This window comes from Chryseobacterium indologenes, assembly GCF_018362995.1.
Taxonomy (GTDB): Bacteria; Bacteroidota; Bacteroidia; order Flavobacteriales; family Weeksellaceae; genus Chryseobacterium; species Chryseobacterium indologenes_G.
This window is the reverse complement of sequence record NZ_CP074372.1, coordinates 3,548,783-3,564,814: the sequence shown is the minus strand read 5'-3', so window position 1 is coordinate 3,564,814 and position 16,032 is coordinate 3,548,783. Positions and strand designations below refer to the sequence as shown.

The window sequence follows — 16,032 nt, the reverse complement described above, 5'->3', positions numbered from 1 at the left end:
TAGAATTGCATAAAGATAAAAATACATAAATTTGCAGATTATAAATAATAGTAATATGAGTTGTGGATGTAAAACATCCGGCGATTCTGCACATTCTTGCGGCCCTAAAAAAACCGCAAATGGCTGTGAAAGTGTAAATACCTGCGGGAATAGTTATAAATTAAGTGTTTTTGACTGGCTATCTGACATCAACAATCCTGCACCTAACAGGTGTGATTTTGTAGAAGTCAGGTTTAAAAATGACAGAAAATCGTTTTATAAGAATGTAAATAATATTCCTTTACATATTGGTAGCGTAGTTACAGTAGAATCAAGTCCGGGACACGATGTAGGCGTTGTAAGCCTTACGGGAGAATTAGTAAAGATTCAGATGAAAAAGAAAAAGTTTTCTGAAGAATTGGCACTCAAAATATACAGACAGGCCAACCAAAAAGATCTTGAGGTATGGCAGGAAGCAAGAAAAAAAGAAGACGGTGTAAAGCTTGAAGCAAGAAAAATTGCTCAGAGAATAGGCCTTGAAATGAAAGTTACTGATGTGGAATACCAAGGTGACTCTTCAAAAATCACCTTTTATTACACAGCTGAAAACCGGGTGGATTTCAGACAGTTAATTAAAGATTATGCCGGAGCATTCCGTACTAAGATCGATATGAAACAGATCGGTTTCAGACAGGAAGCTGCAAAAGTAGGCGGAATAGGATCTTGCGGACGTGAACTTTGCTGCTCTACATGGCTTACGGATTTCAGATCTGTAAACACCAATGTCGCAAGATATCAGCAGTTGAGTATTAACCCTCAAAAGCTTGCAGGACAATGTGGTAAGCTGAAATGCTGCCTTAACTACGAGCTGGACAGTTATTTGGATGCATTAAGCAATTTCCCTTCTTCCTCAACTACTTTAGAAACAGAGAAAGGAAAAGCATTTTGCATCAAAATTGATGTCTTTAAAAAGAAAATGTGGTTTGCTTATGTAGACAGTTCCATTGCATGGTATGATTTTGATATCGACCTTGTTAAAAAACTGATTTCAAAAAATAAAAGAGGAGAAAAAATACTTCCTCTTGAAGACCTGAAACAACCGGAAGCTTCTACTCAAAATATTGATCTGATCCAGGAAAACAGTGTAGATCGTTTTGAGAAGAAAAACAGAGGAAACAGGAACAGAAGCAACCAGAATAAGTCAAACAATCAACAGGGGCAACAAGGACAGCCACAAGGTCAAAAAAGAAACAGACCGGAGAGACAAGACAGACCTGAAAGATCTGAAAAGTCCGAAAACCCTAATGCTCAATCTGGAAATCAACCAAGACCTCAGAAACAAAATCCACAGCAAAAAGCGCCTGTGGAAAAAGCAGAAGGAAACTCTGGTGATGATAAGAAGCCTCAAAACAATCCGAACAAGAAGAAATTTAAAAAGAAGTATCCTCCAAAAAAAGATAATAATGCATAAAATTTTAGGATTATTTTCCCTTATCCTTTTCTTTAGCTGTAACTCTTCCTCAGGAGGAGATGTCATCATGAATTCCGTTGATAACAAATGGAATAAGAAAAATGAGCAAAAATTTAATCTTGAAATTTCAGATCCGCAGAATCCTAAAAATATTATATTTGTCGTAAGAAACAATAACAGCTACCCTTACAGCAATATAAGGTTTATTGTGAACTTCACCAATCTCCAGAACAAGAAAAAGGAAACTGACACCCTGAATTATGTACTGGCAAAACCAAATGGAGAGTGGCTTGGTACAGGCTTTGGTGATACAAAGGAAACTTTGTTTCAGTATAAATTGAATTATCAGTTTCCGGGAAAGGGAAAATATGAAATCGGTCTGATTCAGGCAATGAGAAATGACAACCTTTCGGGAATTGAGGATATTGGGGTAAAAATAGAAACGGCTAAACCGTAACCATAAATGGAAGAAAACAAAAAAAATGCAGGAAATAAGGGGAAAACATTTCCTCTGCCTCCTAAAAAAAAGAAAGATACCTCCTGGAAAAAATGGGTCTCATTTATTTGGATTGGGCTCGTTGCGGTAGTTCTGGGAATTTCGGGACTTTTCTTTGCAGTTTCTCAGGGATTCCTTGGGGAAATGCCTGATGTGAAAGAACTTGAGAACCCTGACATCTTTGTCGCTTCAGAAATCATTTCTTCAGATGGAGTTATGCTGGGTAAATTCGAAAAGGAAAAAACACAGCCTATCGTTTATAAGGATCTTCCTCCTTACCTTATCTATGCCCTTCAGGCTAAAGAAGATGAGCGTTTCAAAGAACACTCAGGAATCGACTTATATTCTATTGCCAGAGCGGTGGCATATGGCGGTGGCCGTGGTGGGGGTTCTACAATCACCCAGCAGCTGGCAAAGCTTCTTTTCACAGGAAATGCTTCTCAAAATAAAATTGAAAGAGCCTTTCAGAAATTAAAGGAATGGGTAGTAGCGGTAAGCCTTGAAAAAAGATATACCAAAGAAGAGATTGTCACTCTTTATTTCAATAAATTTGATTTCCTTTTCAATGCTAACGGTATTGAAATGGCTTCCCGAGTTTATTTTAACAAAAAGACTTCGGAACTTACATTACCTGAGGCTGCAACATTTGTAGCAATGCTTGAAAACCCAAGAAAAAACAACCCTTACAGATACCCTGAAAAGGCAAAAGAAAGAAGGAATGTAGTATTGGATCAGATGCAGAAAACCGGATATATTGATGCTGCCACTTACGAAAAAGCAGCCAATACTCCTATTGAAGTAGACTTCCACCCTATTAAAAGTATTACTGACGGATATTCGGCTTATTACAAATTCTATCTGAGAAAAGAGATTGATAAGTATCTTGAATCTCATGAAAAAGAAACCGGTAAAAAACTTAACCTTTACAAAGACGGTTTAAAAATATATGTTACTCTTGATTCTAAGATGCAGAAGTATGCAGAAGAAGCAATCAAAGAACACTTAACGGATCTTCAGAAGAGATTTGATGCAGAACAAAGAGGAAGAAAAAACAGACCTTTCTACTATCTTAATGATAAACAGATCAAAGATGTGATGCTTCAGGCTATGAAGAGAACAGGCCGATACAAGCTGTTAAAAGCTGACGGAATGCCAGAAGACTCCATTATGATGGAATTCAAAAAACCTATCAAAACTTCACGATTCACATGGAACGGAGAGGAAGAAGTTGAAATGTCTCCTTGGGATTCTATCAGATACCATAAACAAATTGCTCAGGCAGGTCTGATGTCTATGGTTCCGGGAACCGGAGAGATCAAAGCATGGGTGGGAGGTATTGACTGGCAGCACTTCCAATATGACCATATCAAGCAAGGTAAGAGACAGGTAGGATCCACCTTCAAGCCTTTCGTATATGCCACCGCTATCATGAAACTGGGAATGACTCCTTGTTCGGCGGTTTCTAACGGAACTTATGATCATAACGGATGGCATGTGCCGGGAAGAGGAGGAATGCTTACTTTGAAAGACGCATTGGCACACTCTCAAAACCCTGTTGCTGCTAGACTTATTGAAATGACAGGAGTAGATGCTGTAATCCAGACTGCAAGAGATCTTGGAGTAACAGAAGATATTCCGAGAAACAATACAATTGCTTTAGGTTCATCAGATATTACTATTTATGAAATGCTTGGTGCCTACAGTACTTTTGCCAACTATGGTAACTACAATAAACCGGAAATGATCTGGAGAATTGAAGATGCCAACGGTAGAGTAATCAAAGAAGTAAATGTAGAACCAAAAGAGGTCATGAACCCAATGTACGCCTACACTATGATCGAACTGATGAAAGGTGTTGCACAGTACGGAACCGCTTCCGGAGAGCTGGGAAGAAGAGGAATTTCAAAAGCAGTAGAAATTGCTGCCAAAACAGGAACAACTCAGAACAACTCCGACGGATGGTTTATGGGAATCACTCCAAAATTAGCAACCGGAGCATGGGTTGGATGGGAAGACAGAGCAACTCACTTCTTTGGAACCGGTGAAGGTCAGGGTGCAAAAATGGCATTGCCAATCTGGGCTATCTTCATGAAGAAAGTTTGGGCAGATAAAAGTTTAGGAGTTACTCCTGATGATAAGTTCGTTAAACCTTCCGATTGGAAAGACGGCTGTTCAAACCTTAAAGGATTAAGCGGAGGATACGGAGATGACGGAAGCCTTCAGACGATCGATGAGATCAAAAATCCAAGACCGGCAGATCCTACGCCTAAAAAACCAACAGAAAAGAAAGAGGACAACATTAATGAAAATCTCCATTCCAATGATGAAGTAGATTTCAATAAATAAATTCTCTTTTATAAATACACAAGACCTTTCAATAATTTGGAAGGTCTTTTCTTTTATAATTAATACCTTTGAAGTATGAATATCGAACGCATCAGACAACCTTTCATCGAGAATTTCCCAGGTGATTTTTCAAACAACCCCATGCAGAGAAATACCCCAAAGGTTTTATTTTCTACTACCAAACCCGCCGGTTTTGGTCAACCTGAATTGATTGCTTTTAATGAAGTCTTGTCCGAAGAAATAGGATTAGGAAAATTTGAAGATAAAGATCTGGACTTTCTGGTCGGAAATAACCTCCCGGAAAACGTTCAAACTTATGCTACAGCGTATGCAGGACATCAGTTTGGAAACTGGGCAGGTCAACTCGGAGACGGAAGAGCAATCCTTGCTGGTGAAATCACAAATGAGGCTGGAAAAAAGACAGAAATCCAATGGAAAGGAGCCGGAGCAACTCCCTATTCCAGACATGCTGACGGAAGGGCCGTATTGAGATCTTCTGTACGTGAATATCTGATGAGTGAAGCGATGTATCATTTAGGAGTTCCTACAACAAGAGCACTTAGTCTGGCTTTTACCGGCGAAGATGTAATGCGCGATATTATGTACAGTGGAAATCCTCAGCTTGAAAAAGGTGCAGTGGTCATCAGAACTGCTGAAAGTTTCCTGCGCTTCGGACATTTTGAACTGATGTCTGCTCAAAGAGAATACAATAGCCTGCAGGAACTTGCCGATTTTACTATTGAAAACTATTATCCGGAAATAACATCATCAGACAATCAGAAATACAAAGATTTTTTTGAAAACATCTGTACCCGTACCGCAGACTTAATGGTGGAATGGTTCAGAGTAGGATTTGTACATGGAGTGATGAACACAGATAATATGTCTGTCCTGGGGTTAACTATTGATTACGGACCTTACTCCATGATGGATGAATATGATTTGAATTTCACCCCCAATACCACAGACCTTCCGGGAAGAAGATATGCATTCGGAAAACAGGGACAGATTGCCCAATGGAACCTTTGGCAGCTTGCTAATGCGCTTCATCCCCTAATTAAAGATGAAAAGTTTTTAGAAGATACCTTAAATAACTTTGGAACTTATTTCTGGAAAGCTCATGATAAGATGCTTTGTGAAAAATTCGGGTTTGGCCAGCTTCAAAAAGAAGATGAGGATTTTTTCACCAATTGGCAGGGATTAATGCAGGAACTTCAGCTCGACTATACCCTATTCTTCACTCAACTGGAAAAAATGACTCCGGAAACTGATATCAAAGAACATTTCAAAGAGATTTCTTACATTGTTTTAAATGAAGAAATGTTGTCGAAACTTAGTAACTTCATTAAGAGCTATGAAGCAAGATTAAGTTTAAATTCTATATCAAGAGAGGTTTCATTAGGTATGATGAAAAAAGCAAATCCAAAATTCATCCTAAGAAACTATCTTCTTTACGAATGCATTGAAGAGATCAATAACGGTAAAAAAGAAATGCTGGAAAAACTCACTAAAGCTTTAGAATCTCCTTATCAGGAATTGTATCCTGAGTTCTCGGTCAAAAGGCCATCTGGCTATGATGATACTGCAGGATGTTCCACACTTTCATGTAGTTCGTAAATAATAAATATTCATAAATAACCTAAAAAAGAGTAATTATTTTCATTTTTTTATTACATTTACCAATAACTTTAAAACCAAAACAAATGAAAACAAAATTACTATTCATGTTTTTAGTCTCTTTTATATTTGGGAATGCACAAATTCTCTCAGAGACTTTCCAAGGTACAACATTTCCCCCTACGGGATGGACAACAGGCACAAATGTAGCATCCAGACCTTGGGGATTTACTACAACAATCTTCAATGCAACCGGACAAGCAACATTTAATATCACAGGAGGAAAATCCGCGGGTATCGGATGGATTGCTCAGGCACAGGACGCTCATTTAACAAGTCCTTCTTTCAGCTTAGTAGGAACAACAAGTCCAGTGCTAAAGTTTAATGCCAAAATAGGATACGAATACATGGTTGATCCCAATCCTAACGGAGATTTAAAAGTAGAGGTTTCCACAGATGGAGGAACTACATGGACTCAGGTATGGGTTGAAGAAGACTATGGAGTATTTGTTGATTATGCAACATTGGCTGTTACAGTTAGCTTAACACCATATGCTGGACAGGCAAATGTTAAATTCAGATTCCACTATGTTGCCAATGATGCGGATAGCCTTTCAATAGATGATGTACAGGTTCTATCAAGCGCAACACTAGCTACGCAGGAAGCAGGGGCTAAAGTAAAGGATATCACTAACATCTATCCTAACCCAACAAAAGGAGAAATTAATATCAAAACAGATAAAAAAGTCAAATCTGCCACAGTAATTGATGCGAGCGGAAAATCACTACTCAATAATACTTCTGAAAGATTAGATATTTCTTCACTTCCAAAAGGAGTTTATCTATTAAAAGTGGACTTCTCTGATGGAACTTCAAAAACAGAAAAAGTAATCAAACAATAACAACGTTTATACAAACTTTTACAACCACCAGCTTTGGTGGTTTTTTTTATTTTACTTTTGCAAAAAATTTGACACGTGTCTTTTATCAAAACAAAAATCATCAATTTCTTTAAACTGATTTTCCCTTCCACTTACACCGAGCTGGCAGTTTTTCTCTTTTTTATGATCTGCTATGGAATTTTAGGTTCATATATTGCTCTTCATTACAGAATTATTTTTGACAACAGAATTCCATGGGATGCTTATTTCAGTTTTGATAACAAATCTATCCTTATGACAGGAGGAAGTTTTGAAAGACACCCACTATCCTATTATTTTTTCAACTGGGTAAGAGAGCTTTCATTATTCATTTCTGGCGGAAAAATGGATGCCAACTTCAGGCTTACACTGGCTTGGCTCAGCAATATTATTATCAGCTTAAACATTGTTCAGGTTTTCAAATATCTAAAGAACATCATCTGCCTCCCGTTATGGTTAAGTGTTTTAATCATTTTATTTTTTGGAGTTTTTTCAACCAATATCATATTGTCCTTTACTCCGGAAAATTTCACCTACACCCTGTTTTTGCTCTCATTATACAATTATTATGCAGCTATAAAACTCAGAAACGAAGAAAAAACACCTGCTATAGCTCTTTCGCTTGCAGGAATTACCATTGGCGGGCTTACTATTACCAATTTTGTAAAAGTTTTCATTCCACTTCTTTTTGAAAAAAACCTTTTCAGGGATTGGAGAAAATTCGGAAATGCTGTGCTTAGGATAAGCATTGCTTCTATCTGCTTTGTGCTGCTCTATCTGAACAGAATCGATTTTAAATATCAGAATATCTTTTCCAAGACTAACCAGCAATATGAAAAATTCTCTAATGTAGAATCCATGCCGACCTGGGATATGATACTCTCTTTCTTTTTTGGTGGCAACATTCTTTTCCCGGGATTTATTATTTCGGATAAACACAATATGAAGGGTTTCGACTTTAAAGGACTGTATATGGATCTTTATTCATCTGTCTTTCCTTACTTTTTTGTTGCCATATTATTAACCCTAATCATTTGGAGTTATTTTAAAAATTTTAAGAACAAATGGGTCCAGATTATTGCCATTTCTCTTTTCGTTGACATCGTGATCCATTGTGGGATGAGGTTCGGACTTCATACTTCATCCATCTATGGAGGACATTTTGTTTTCGTCTATCCGCTTCTTTTGGGGTGGCTTTTTTATGCCTATAGATCGTCACCGAAAATAATGTCGGTTTTAACACTAACTGTGATTTTACTATTTGTTTATCTGCTTGCGAACAATTTATTCCGGATGGCAGAGTTCTTCTGGTTTATGGAAACTTATTACCAATAAAAAAAGCTGAGAAAATTTCTCAGCTTTTTTGTTTTTATGTTGAAAGGAATCAATTCTATTTTGCTTCTGCACAGAAAATTCTGTACTGTACTGCAACTGCAGATTTGAAATATTCTTTGATTTTCGAAAGGTCGCTCGCTGCACTTTGTTTTGTGAAATAACTTCCTGCCAGGATCTTATAGTTAGGTCTTAAAGAAGCATCCGTTTCCACCTTAAGATTAGGAAATCTTTTTCTGAAATAAGACTTTACTTCATTCGCTTCTTCATTACTTTTCACAGTGGTAATCTGAATTTTAAAACCTAAAATTCTAGGATTTTTCTTACAAATTTCAGCATTGGTAAGCTCTCTGCTCGGCACAAAAATTTTAGGAGGTTTTGTACTTATCCCTGTAGAAAATCCACTATCATTGGAGCCGGAATCTTTAGAAGAATTTGTAGGAGCAACTTTAGCACATTTTCCTTCAATTCCTTCCAAAGCTGCATTTATTTTGGAATCCATTGTCATAACAAGTTCTGTACCTGAAAGGGTATCTTTTTTAACAACTTGCTGGGCTTCAATATTATAAAAACCAAATAGTGATAATATCGAAAATATTTTAATCAAATTTTTCATTTAAACTTGTTTTCGCAAATTTATACAAATTAAAAAACTATACCAAACAGGTTATTTAGAATCAATACAAATTAAACGTAAATGATATTTTCCCTTTTCGATATACCGTTAAATTCCTGTTAAAAATATTATTTTTGCCGAATTGATTGAATGTTCAATAATTTACTAACATAAGATAATTTAAATGATTAGTTGGAGAAAGCATTATAAAAAAACGTTGATCGCAATAGGCTTATTGCTATCAACCAGTGCTTCATTTTACGGGCAAGACGGCGATCCTAAAAACGGAGAGAAACTTTTCAAAGCGAATTGTACTGCATGTCACGCGCTGGACAAACAAGTTGTTGGACCACCATTAAAGGGGGTTGTAGAACGAGTAAAGACAGAAGGTGGTGTAGACAAAGATTGGCTTCACAAGTGGATCAAAGACAACAAAGCTCTGAGAGCTTCTGGGGATAAATACGCCAATGAGATTTTTGAAAAGTTTAATAAGACTGAAATGCAGGTCTTTCCAAATCTTACAGATAAGGATATTGACGACATTTTAGCTTTCACTACTAATCCTCCGGCTCCGGAAGAGAAAAAGCCGGAAGCAACTCCTGCAACTGACGCTACTGCGGCAGCACCTGCAGACAAAACTACTACAAACGTTGTTATCATTTCACTTTTAGCGATCGCAGGTTTACTGGTTTGGATCTTAGCAAAACTAAGACAATTGGTAAAGCTGGGTCAATCTGAAGATTTAGCTGGACTTAACGAAACAAGAGTTCGTTCTTTCAGTGAAATGTATGAGAAGTTCCACTACATTGGTAAAGGTTTATTAGCAATCCTTGCTATTTTAGCCGCTTATGGAGTATGGAACTGGTTGATGTGGATTGGGGTTTACAAAGGGTACAAACCTGAGCAGCCTATCTACTTCTCTCACAAAATTCACGCCGGAGAACAAAAAATTGACTGTCAGTTATGTCACTCTAGTGCTAAATACGGAAAGGTATCTGAAATCCCTTCTATGAACGTTTGTATGAACTGTCACAGAACAATTTCTGAATACAATGCAGATCACTACATGGAGCCAGGAAAAGATAAGGCATTCTATGACGGAGAAATCCAGAAGATCTACGCTGCAACAGGTTGGGATCCTGCAAAACAACAGTACACAGGAAAAACACAACCGGTTGAATGGACAAGAATCCACAACATGCCAGACTTCGTTTACTTCAACCACTCTCAGCACGTAATTGCTGGAGAACAAGCGATCATCAATTCTTTCAACAAAAAGAATCCTACCAACAAAATTGATGTTGTATGTAAAGCTTGTCACGGTAAAATTGATACAATGAATGTTGTTCAAATGGCTAACGACTTTACTATGGGATGGTGTATCGAGTGTCACAGAACGACTGAAGTTGATATGAACAACGGTTATAATAAAGAGTACTTCAAAAATCTACACGACAAGTTGAAAAAACAATATCCACAAGATGGAGGTAAGATCACTGTAGATGCAATTGGAGGTCTTGAGTGTGGTAAATGTCATTATTAATAACTAAAAAATTAGAAGTATAAATGGCTTCAAACAAAATACAATTCAGAAGTATTCATGAACTTAAAGATCCAGCTTTGAATAATAAGCTGGCTCAGAAAGAGTTTCAGGAAGAAATTCCGGTAGAAGATTTCCTTGGAGATGCTGAGAAAAACGGATCTAGTACTTCAAGAAGAGATTTCCTGAAATTATTAGGATTCTCTACAGCAGCAGTTACATTAGCTGCCTGCGAAGCTCCGGTAATCAAAACGATTCCTTATGTGGTAAAACCGCATGATATTATTCCGGGAGTCCCTAATTATTACGCTTCAACATATTTTGACGGTTTCGACTTTGCTAGTGTTTTAGTAAAAACCCGTGAAGGTAGACCCATCAAAATTGAACCAAACCCGGCTGGTGGCGATTTAGGTAAAACTAATGCAAGAGCTCAGGCAAGTGTACTTTCTCTTTATGATAATGATAAAGTAAAGCAGCCTAAACTGGACGGTAAAGATGAAACTTTCGATAAAGTAGACAGTTTTGTTATTAAAGGTCTGGAAGAAGCTAAAGCGTCTGGCAAAAAGATTGTGGTTTTATCACACTCTTTTGCTTCACCAACTTTCAAAAAGTTATTCGCTGAATTCAAAGCTAAATATCCTACAGCTGAATTAGTAACTTATGATGCTTTCCCTTACTCTGCAGGATTAGATGCAGCTCAGGAAGTATTCGGACAAAGAGCATTACCTGTTTATGACCTTAAAGGTTCTGAATTGGTAGTTTCTTTCCAGGCTGATTTCTTAGGAGACTATAACGCTTCAAGCTTAGAAACTTCTTATGCAGCGGCTAGAAAACCGGGAGCAAACATGTTGAGACACATCCAAGTGGAATCTAACATGTCATTAACTGGTGCTAATGCTGACTCAAGATACAGATTAAAACCAAGTGCTGTAAACAAGACTTTAGTTGAAGTTTACAATGCAATCGTAGGTGGCGGTACTTCTGATAAGACTGCTACTGAAATTGCTAACGAATTGAAGGCAAAAGGAAGCAAAGCTGTTGTTTTTGCTGACGGTTCTAAAGGAGCACAGGTTTTAGCACACTTAATCAACCAAAAATTAGGTTCAGTAGCTTTCACTGGTAAAGCAAACTTCCTTAAAGAATTTAACGGTGCGAGATACCAGGAATTCCTAGGATGGGTAAATGGTGGACAAGTTGGTGTATTGGTTACAAACAACGTAGACCCTATCTACTCTCATCCAAAAGGAGAAGATTTCAAAAAATCTTTATCAAAAGTTCCTTACGTAGTTGCTGTAGCAGATAAGAAAAATGAAATGTACAAAGCAGCGAAAGCTGTAATTCCTGTAGCTAACTGGCTAGAGTCTTGGGGAGATATCGAACCACAGACAGGAGTATATTCATTGATGCAGCCTACTATTCAGAAAATCTACAAATCAAGACAGATTGAAGAATCTCTATTGGTTTGGAAGAATGGTAAAAACAATGCAGCAAACAATTACTACGATTATTTAAAAGCAAGCTCTGCTTCACTTTTAGGTGGTACTTCTTTCAACAAAGCATTGTATAACGGTATCAACGCTTCTACAAACACGACAACTTTATCTTACACAGGTGGAAACGGTGCACAGGCTGTTGCTGAATTAGGAAACTTCAAAGCTTCTGAATTAGAATTAGTATTATACACTAAGACTTCAATGGGAGATGGTACTCAGTCAAACAACCCTTGGCTGCAGGAGTTACCAGACCCAATTACAAGAATGTCTTGGGATAACTACCTTACAATTTCTTCTAAAGATGCAGAGAAATTTGCAATTGACAACGATCTTAATGCAAGAATGCAGCTGGATGGTTCTATTGTAAACCTTACTGTAAACGGAGTAAAAATAGAAAACGTTCCTGTATTTGTACAGCCAGGACAAGCTGAAGGATCTGTAGGTCTTGCACTTGGTTATGGTAAGAAAAACTCAGGGGCAACTGCAGATACTGGTGTAAATGCTTATCCTTTATTTGATGGTTCTAACCTTGTTCTTTCAGGTGTTAAAATCGAAAAAACAGGAGAAGATCACGAATTTGCAGGGATCCAGCTTCAAAATACATTAATGGGTCGTTATGAAATCGCGAAGGAAGTTCCTTTAGCTGAATTCATTAACGTTGCTTTTGATGATGAGCACAAAGGATGGAATAAGCCTTTGGAATATCACACAATCAGCGGAGCACTTCCGGCGAGAAAAATCGACCTTTGGGATGCTTTCGATGATACAGATGGTCCTCACTTCAACTTATCTATTGACTTGAACTCTTGTACTGGTTGTGGAGCATGTATTATTGCTTGTCAGGCAGAAAACAACGTTCCTGTAGTAGGTAAAGAAGAGGTAAGAATGTCAAGAGATATGTACTGGTTAAGAATTGACCGTTACTATTCTTCAAGACAAAAAGTAGAAGTATACGAAGGATTGAAAGAAGGAATGGCTGTACCTGAATTGTATGGTACTGCTTTTGGAGACGGAGGTGCATTAAACCACCCTGCAGACAACCCGGATGTAATCTTCCAGCCTGTAATGTGTCAGCACTGTAACCACGCTCCATGTGAAACTGTATGTCCGGTAGCGGCTACTTCACACGGTAAGCAAGGTCAAAACCATATGGCTTACAACAGATGTATCGGTACAAGATATTGTGCAAACAACTGTCCGTACAAAGTAAGACGTTTCAACTGGTTTACTTATAACCTAAATGACAAGTTCGATTTCAACATGAACAACGATTTAGGAAGAATGGTACTTAACCCGGATGTAGTTGTAAGAACTAGAGGGGTAATGGAGAAATGTTCAATGTGTATCCAAATGACTCAGAATACTATTCTTGAGGCTAAGAAGGAGGGAAGAAAAGTGAAGGATGGAGAATTCCAGACTGCTTGTTCTAAAGCTTGTTCTACAGGAGCAATGACATTTGGAGACATGAATGATAAAGATTCTGCAATTAGAGAGCAATATGCATCTAACAGAAGATATTATTTACTTGAGGAGATCGGAACAAAACCAAACGTGTTCTATCACACTAAAGTAAGAAACAGAGTAGAAAAATAAAGTTTAAATAATAAATAGGTAAAAAATGTCAGGACATTACGAAGCTCCGATAAGGGAACCTCTAATTATTGGTCACAAAACTTATCACGATATTACAGAAGATATCGCACGACCTATCGAAGAAAGAGCAGGTAAATTATGGTGGATCTCACTATATGCTGCACTAGTTCTATTCCTCTATGGATTCGGCTGTATCGCTTACACTATCGGGACAGGTATTGGAGCATGGGGGCTTAACAGAACTATTAACTGGGGTTGGGATATTACCAACTTCGTATGGTGGGTAGGTATCGGTCACGCCGGGACCCTAATCTCAGCAGTATTATTATTATTTAGACAGAGATGGAGAATGTCTGTAAACAGATCTGCAGAGGCGATGACGATCTTTGCGGTTGTACAGGCAGCAATCTTCCCTGTAATCCACATGGGTAGAGTTTGGGTTGGATATTGGGTATTCCCTTTACCAAACCAATTCGGTTCTCTTTGGGGGAACTTCAACTCTCCTCTACTTTGGGACGTATTTGCGATCTCTACGTATTTCTCAGTATCAACTGTATTCTGGTTCATGGGACTAATCCCTGACTTTGCAATGATCAGAGATAGAGCGAAAACTCCTTGGACTAAGAAAATTTATACATTCCTTGCATTCGGTTGGGGTGGTAAAGCAAAACACTGGCAAAGATTCGAAGAACTTTCTTTGGTTCTTGCAGGTTTGGCTACTCCACTTGTATTCTCAGTACACACTACCGTATCTTTTGACTTCGCAACTTCAGTTATTAAAGGATGGCACTCAACAATCTACCCTCCTTACTTTGTAGCTGGTGCGATCTTCTCAGGATTTGCAATGGTACAGACTCTATTGTTAATTGCAAGAAAAGTTTGTCACTTAGAAGAATATATTACAATGTATCATATCGAAATTATGAACATCGTAATCGTTCTTACAGGTGGTATGGTAACTGTAGCTTATGCTACTGAATATTTCATCGGATGGTACTCAGGATCTAGATTTGAAGATTTCACATATCTTTCTCCAGGTGCTGCTGTAGGACCTTACTGGTGGGCATTCTGGTCATTGATCATCTGTAACCTTGTTGTTCCTGCTTCATTCTGGTTCAAGAGACTTAGAACGAACATTATCTGGACATTTATTGTTGCATTAATCATCAACATCGGTATGTGGTTTGAGCGTTTTGATATCATCGTTATCAACCTTTCTAGAGACTACTTACCAGGATCATGGACAATGTTTAAGCCAACGATCATTGATGTGGGTGTATATTTGGGAACTATCGGATTCTTCTCTGTATTATTCTTATTATACGCAAGAACATTCCCTGTAATTGCACAGGCTGAATTAAAATCGATTTTGAAAATCTCAGGTGAAACTTATAAAGCAAAAGAAGGAGATGAGCACCACTAAAATTGTATACGGACTTTATGCTGATGACGACGATTTAATGAACGGCGTTAAGGCATTCAACGATAAAGGAATCGCTATAAACGAAGTGTATACTCCGTTTCCGGTTCACGGACTAGACAAGGCTTTAGGGTTAAAGAAAACAAGAATTTCTGATGCCGCATTCTTATATGCTCTTTACGGTGTTACTATCGGTGCTACTGTAACTTGGTATGTGATGAATCACGACTGGCCGCAGAATATCGGTGGTAAACCAGCTTTTGACTGGGCACACAACATGCCGGCATTCGTAGTTCCAATGTTCGAATTAATGGTATTCTGTGCTGCTCACATGATGTCTTTAACTTTCTTGGTTAGAAACAAAATGTATCCGGGAGCTCCTGCTCAGAACCCAGACCCGAGAACTACTGATGATAAATTCATGATGGAATTTGTAACTGAAGATGTAGAATCTGTAAAACAGTTGCTTATTGAAACTGGAGTTGAAGAAATAACTGTTAAAGACGCTTAAAATGAAAAAGAATGTATTAAAAATTACAGCAGTTTTAGGTTTAACAACGGTTTTACTTAACTCTTGCGGACCAAAGGAGAATACTCCGCTGGTATATTTCCCGGACATGTATTTTCCGGTAGCTTATGATCCATTGATGAAAGCACAGGATGCTTATTCAGATCATGAAAATGAAATTCCTGCTTTTGTTAAAAATAGTGGCGCAACAGGTCTTTCTCCTGTAGAAGGATCAGTTTCTCAAAATAAAGATGGCATTTTTGAAGAAAGCTTACTACCTAAGAATGTTGACGAGTACAACGCTGGGTATGACGCTTCTAAAAAACTTACAGTATCTCCTTTGAACCCTGCTAATGCAGCTAAGGATCTTGAAAGAGGTAAAATATTGTTTGATCACACTTGTGCTGCATGTCACGGTACAGGAGGTGATGGACAAGGACCTATCGTTCAAAGTGGAGCATTCTCTGGAGTACCAAACTATGCTGACAGAGAAATTACTGTAGGATCTGTTCATTATGTATTAACAAACGGTAGAAATGCCATGGGATCTTATGCGGGACAATTGAACGCAGGAGACAGATGGAGAGTAGCAATGTATGTGATGAGTGCTTTCAAAAAAGGAGCAGCAGCACCGGCAGCAGCTACAGCGGCGGCACCAGCAACAACTGAAACGACTACCGAAACTAAAAAATAAGAAAAGA

At 38.0% G+C, this 16,032-nt stretch carries 12 protein-coding genes; 11 read left to right on the top strand and 1 reads right to left on the bottom strand.

The genetic code is table 11. The annotated features are described in order from the left end of the window. Positions 1-55 precede the first annotated feature (55 nt). From DYR29_RS16185 to DYR29_RS16160, 6 genes are all read left to right on the top strand, one after another. The gene (locus DYR29_RS16185; RefSeq protein ID WP_213277680.1) at positions 56-1,450 is read left to right on the top strand and encodes a PSP1 domain-containing protein; all 1,395 of its coding nucleotides are present in this window, start codon (positions 56-58) and stop codon (positions 1,448-1,450) included. Beyond that, positions 1,443-1,907 carry a gliding motility lipoprotein GldH gene (locus tag DYR29_RS16180; protein WP_213277679.1) on the top strand — a complete coding sequence of 155 codons (465 nt, stop codon included), beginning with the start codon at positions 1,443-1,445 and terminating at the stop codon, positions 1,905-1,907. Before DYR29_RS16185 ends, DYR29_RS16180 begins: the two co-directional genes overlap by 8 nt. A 6-nt stretch (positions 1,908-1,913) precedes the next feature. Further along, positions 1,914-4,292, top strand: a complete 2,379-nt coding sequence (locus DYR29_RS16175; RefSeq protein WP_047422183.1) for a transglycosylase domain-containing protein — start codon at positions 1,914-1,916, stop codon at positions 4,290-4,292. A gap of 75 nt (positions 4,293-4,367) precedes the next feature. Continuing rightward, positions 4,368-5,909: a protein adenylyltransferase SelO gene (locus tag DYR29_RS16170; protein WP_213277678.1), complete on the top strand. Its 1,542-nt coding sequence runs from the start codon at positions 4,368-4,370 to the stop codon at positions 5,907-5,909. 86 nt (positions 5,910-5,995) lie between these two features. Beyond that, positions 5,996-6,811, top strand: coding sequence for a T9SS type A sorting domain-containing protein (locus tag DYR29_RS16165; protein WP_213277677.1), 816 nt, complete (start codon positions 5,996-5,998; stop codon positions 6,809-6,811). Positions 6,812-6,886: 75 nt separating this feature from the next. Continuing rightward, positions 6,887-8,164, top strand: coding sequence for a DUF6080 domain-containing protein (locus DYR29_RS16160; protein WP_249413519.1), 1,278 nt, complete (start codon positions 6,887-6,889; stop codon positions 8,162-8,164). Between the two features lie 55 nt (positions 8,165-8,219). On the opposite strand, the gene DYR29_RS16155 is transcribed toward DYR29_RS16160, so the two are convergent. Further along, positions 8,220-8,777, bottom strand: a complete 558-nt coding sequence (locus DYR29_RS16155; RefSeq protein WP_213277676.1) for an SPOR domain-containing protein — start codon at positions 8,775-8,777, stop codon at positions 8,220-8,222. 184 nt (positions 8,778-8,961) lie between these two features. Here DYR29_RS16155 and DYR29_RS16150 point away from each other — a divergent pair, with 184 nt between their 5' ends. From DYR29_RS16150 to DYR29_RS16130, 5 genes are read left to right on the top strand one after another with little or no spacing between them, the layout of a single operon-like run. After that, entirely contained in the window at positions 8,962-10,320 is a 1,359-nt protein-coding gene (locus tag DYR29_RS16150) for a c-type cytochrome (protein WP_213277675.1), read from the top strand. A gap of 23 nt (positions 10,321-10,343) precedes the next feature. Continuing rightward, the gene (locus DYR29_RS16145; protein WP_213277674.1) at positions 10,344-13,403 is read left to right on the top strand and encodes a TAT-variant-translocated molybdopterin oxidoreductase; all 3,060 of its coding nucleotides are present in this window, start codon (positions 10,344-10,346) and stop codon (positions 13,401-13,403) included. A 25-nt stretch (positions 13,404-13,428) separates the two neighbouring features. Then, positions 13,429-14,826: an NrfD/PsrC family molybdoenzyme membrane anchor subunit gene (gene nrfD, locus DYR29_RS16140; RefSeq protein WP_047380200.1), complete on the top strand. Its 1,398-nt coding sequence runs from the start codon at positions 13,429-13,431 to the stop codon at positions 14,824-14,826. Then, the gene (locus tag DYR29_RS16135) at positions 14,813-15,334 is read left to right on the top strand and encodes a DUF3341 domain-containing protein (protein ID WP_047376185.1); all 522 of its coding nucleotides are present in this window, start codon (positions 14,813-14,815) and stop codon (positions 15,332-15,334) included. The genes nrfD and DYR29_RS16135 overlap by 14 nt, the downstream gene beginning before the upstream one ends. A gap of 1 nt (position 15,335) precedes the next feature. After that, positions 15,336-16,025, top strand: coding sequence for a c-type cytochrome (locus DYR29_RS16130; protein WP_213277673.1), 690 nt, complete (start codon positions 15,336-15,338; stop codon positions 16,023-16,025). Positions 16,026-16,032 lie beyond the last annotated feature (7 nt).

What these genes read in the sequence shown, in the direction of transcription:
- DYR29_RS16135 (WP_047376185.1), top strand. Translation starts at nt 14,813, where the DNA reads ATGAGCACCACTAAAATTGTATACGGACTTTATGCTGATGACGACGAT.
- DYR29_RS16165 (WP_213277677.1), top strand. Translation starts at nt 5,996, where the DNA reads ATGAAAACAAAATTACTATTCATGTTTTTAGTCTCTTTTATATTTGGG.
- DYR29_RS16170 (WP_213277678.1), top strand. Translation starts at nt 4,368, where the DNA reads ATGAATATCGAACGCATCAGACAACCTTTCATCGAGAATTTCCCAGGT.
- DYR29_RS16185 (WP_213277680.1), top strand. Translation starts at nt 56, where the DNA reads ATGAGTTGTGGATGTAAAACATCCGGCGATTCTGCACATTCTTGCGGC.
- DYR29_RS16180 (WP_213277679.1), top strand. Translation starts at nt 1,443, where the DNA reads ATGCATAAAATTTTAGGATTATTTTCCCTTATCCTTTTCTTTAGCTGT.
- DYR29_RS16130 (WP_213277673.1), top strand. Translation starts at nt 15,336, where the DNA reads ATGAAAAAGAATGTATTAAAAATTACAGCAGTTTTAGGTTTAACAACG.
- nrfD (WP_047380200.1), top strand. Translation starts at nt 13,429, where the DNA reads ATGTCAGGACATTACGAAGCTCCGATAAGGGAACCTCTAATTATTGGT.
- DYR29_RS16150 (WP_213277675.1), top strand. Translation starts at nt 8,962, where the DNA reads ATGATTAGTTGGAGAAAGCATTATAAAAAAACGTTGATCGCAATAGGC.
- DYR29_RS16175 (WP_047422183.1), top strand. Translation starts at nt 1,914, where the DNA reads ATGGAAGAAAACAAAAAAAATGCAGGAAATAAGGGGAAAACATTTCCT.
- DYR29_RS16145 (WP_213277674.1), top strand. Translation starts at nt 10,344, where the DNA reads ATGGCTTCAAACAAAATACAATTCAGAAGTATTCATGAACTTAAAGAT.
- DYR29_RS16155 (WP_213277676.1), bottom strand. Translation starts at nt 8,777, where the DNA reads ATGAAAAATTTGATTAAAATATTTTCGATATTATCACTATTTGGTTTT.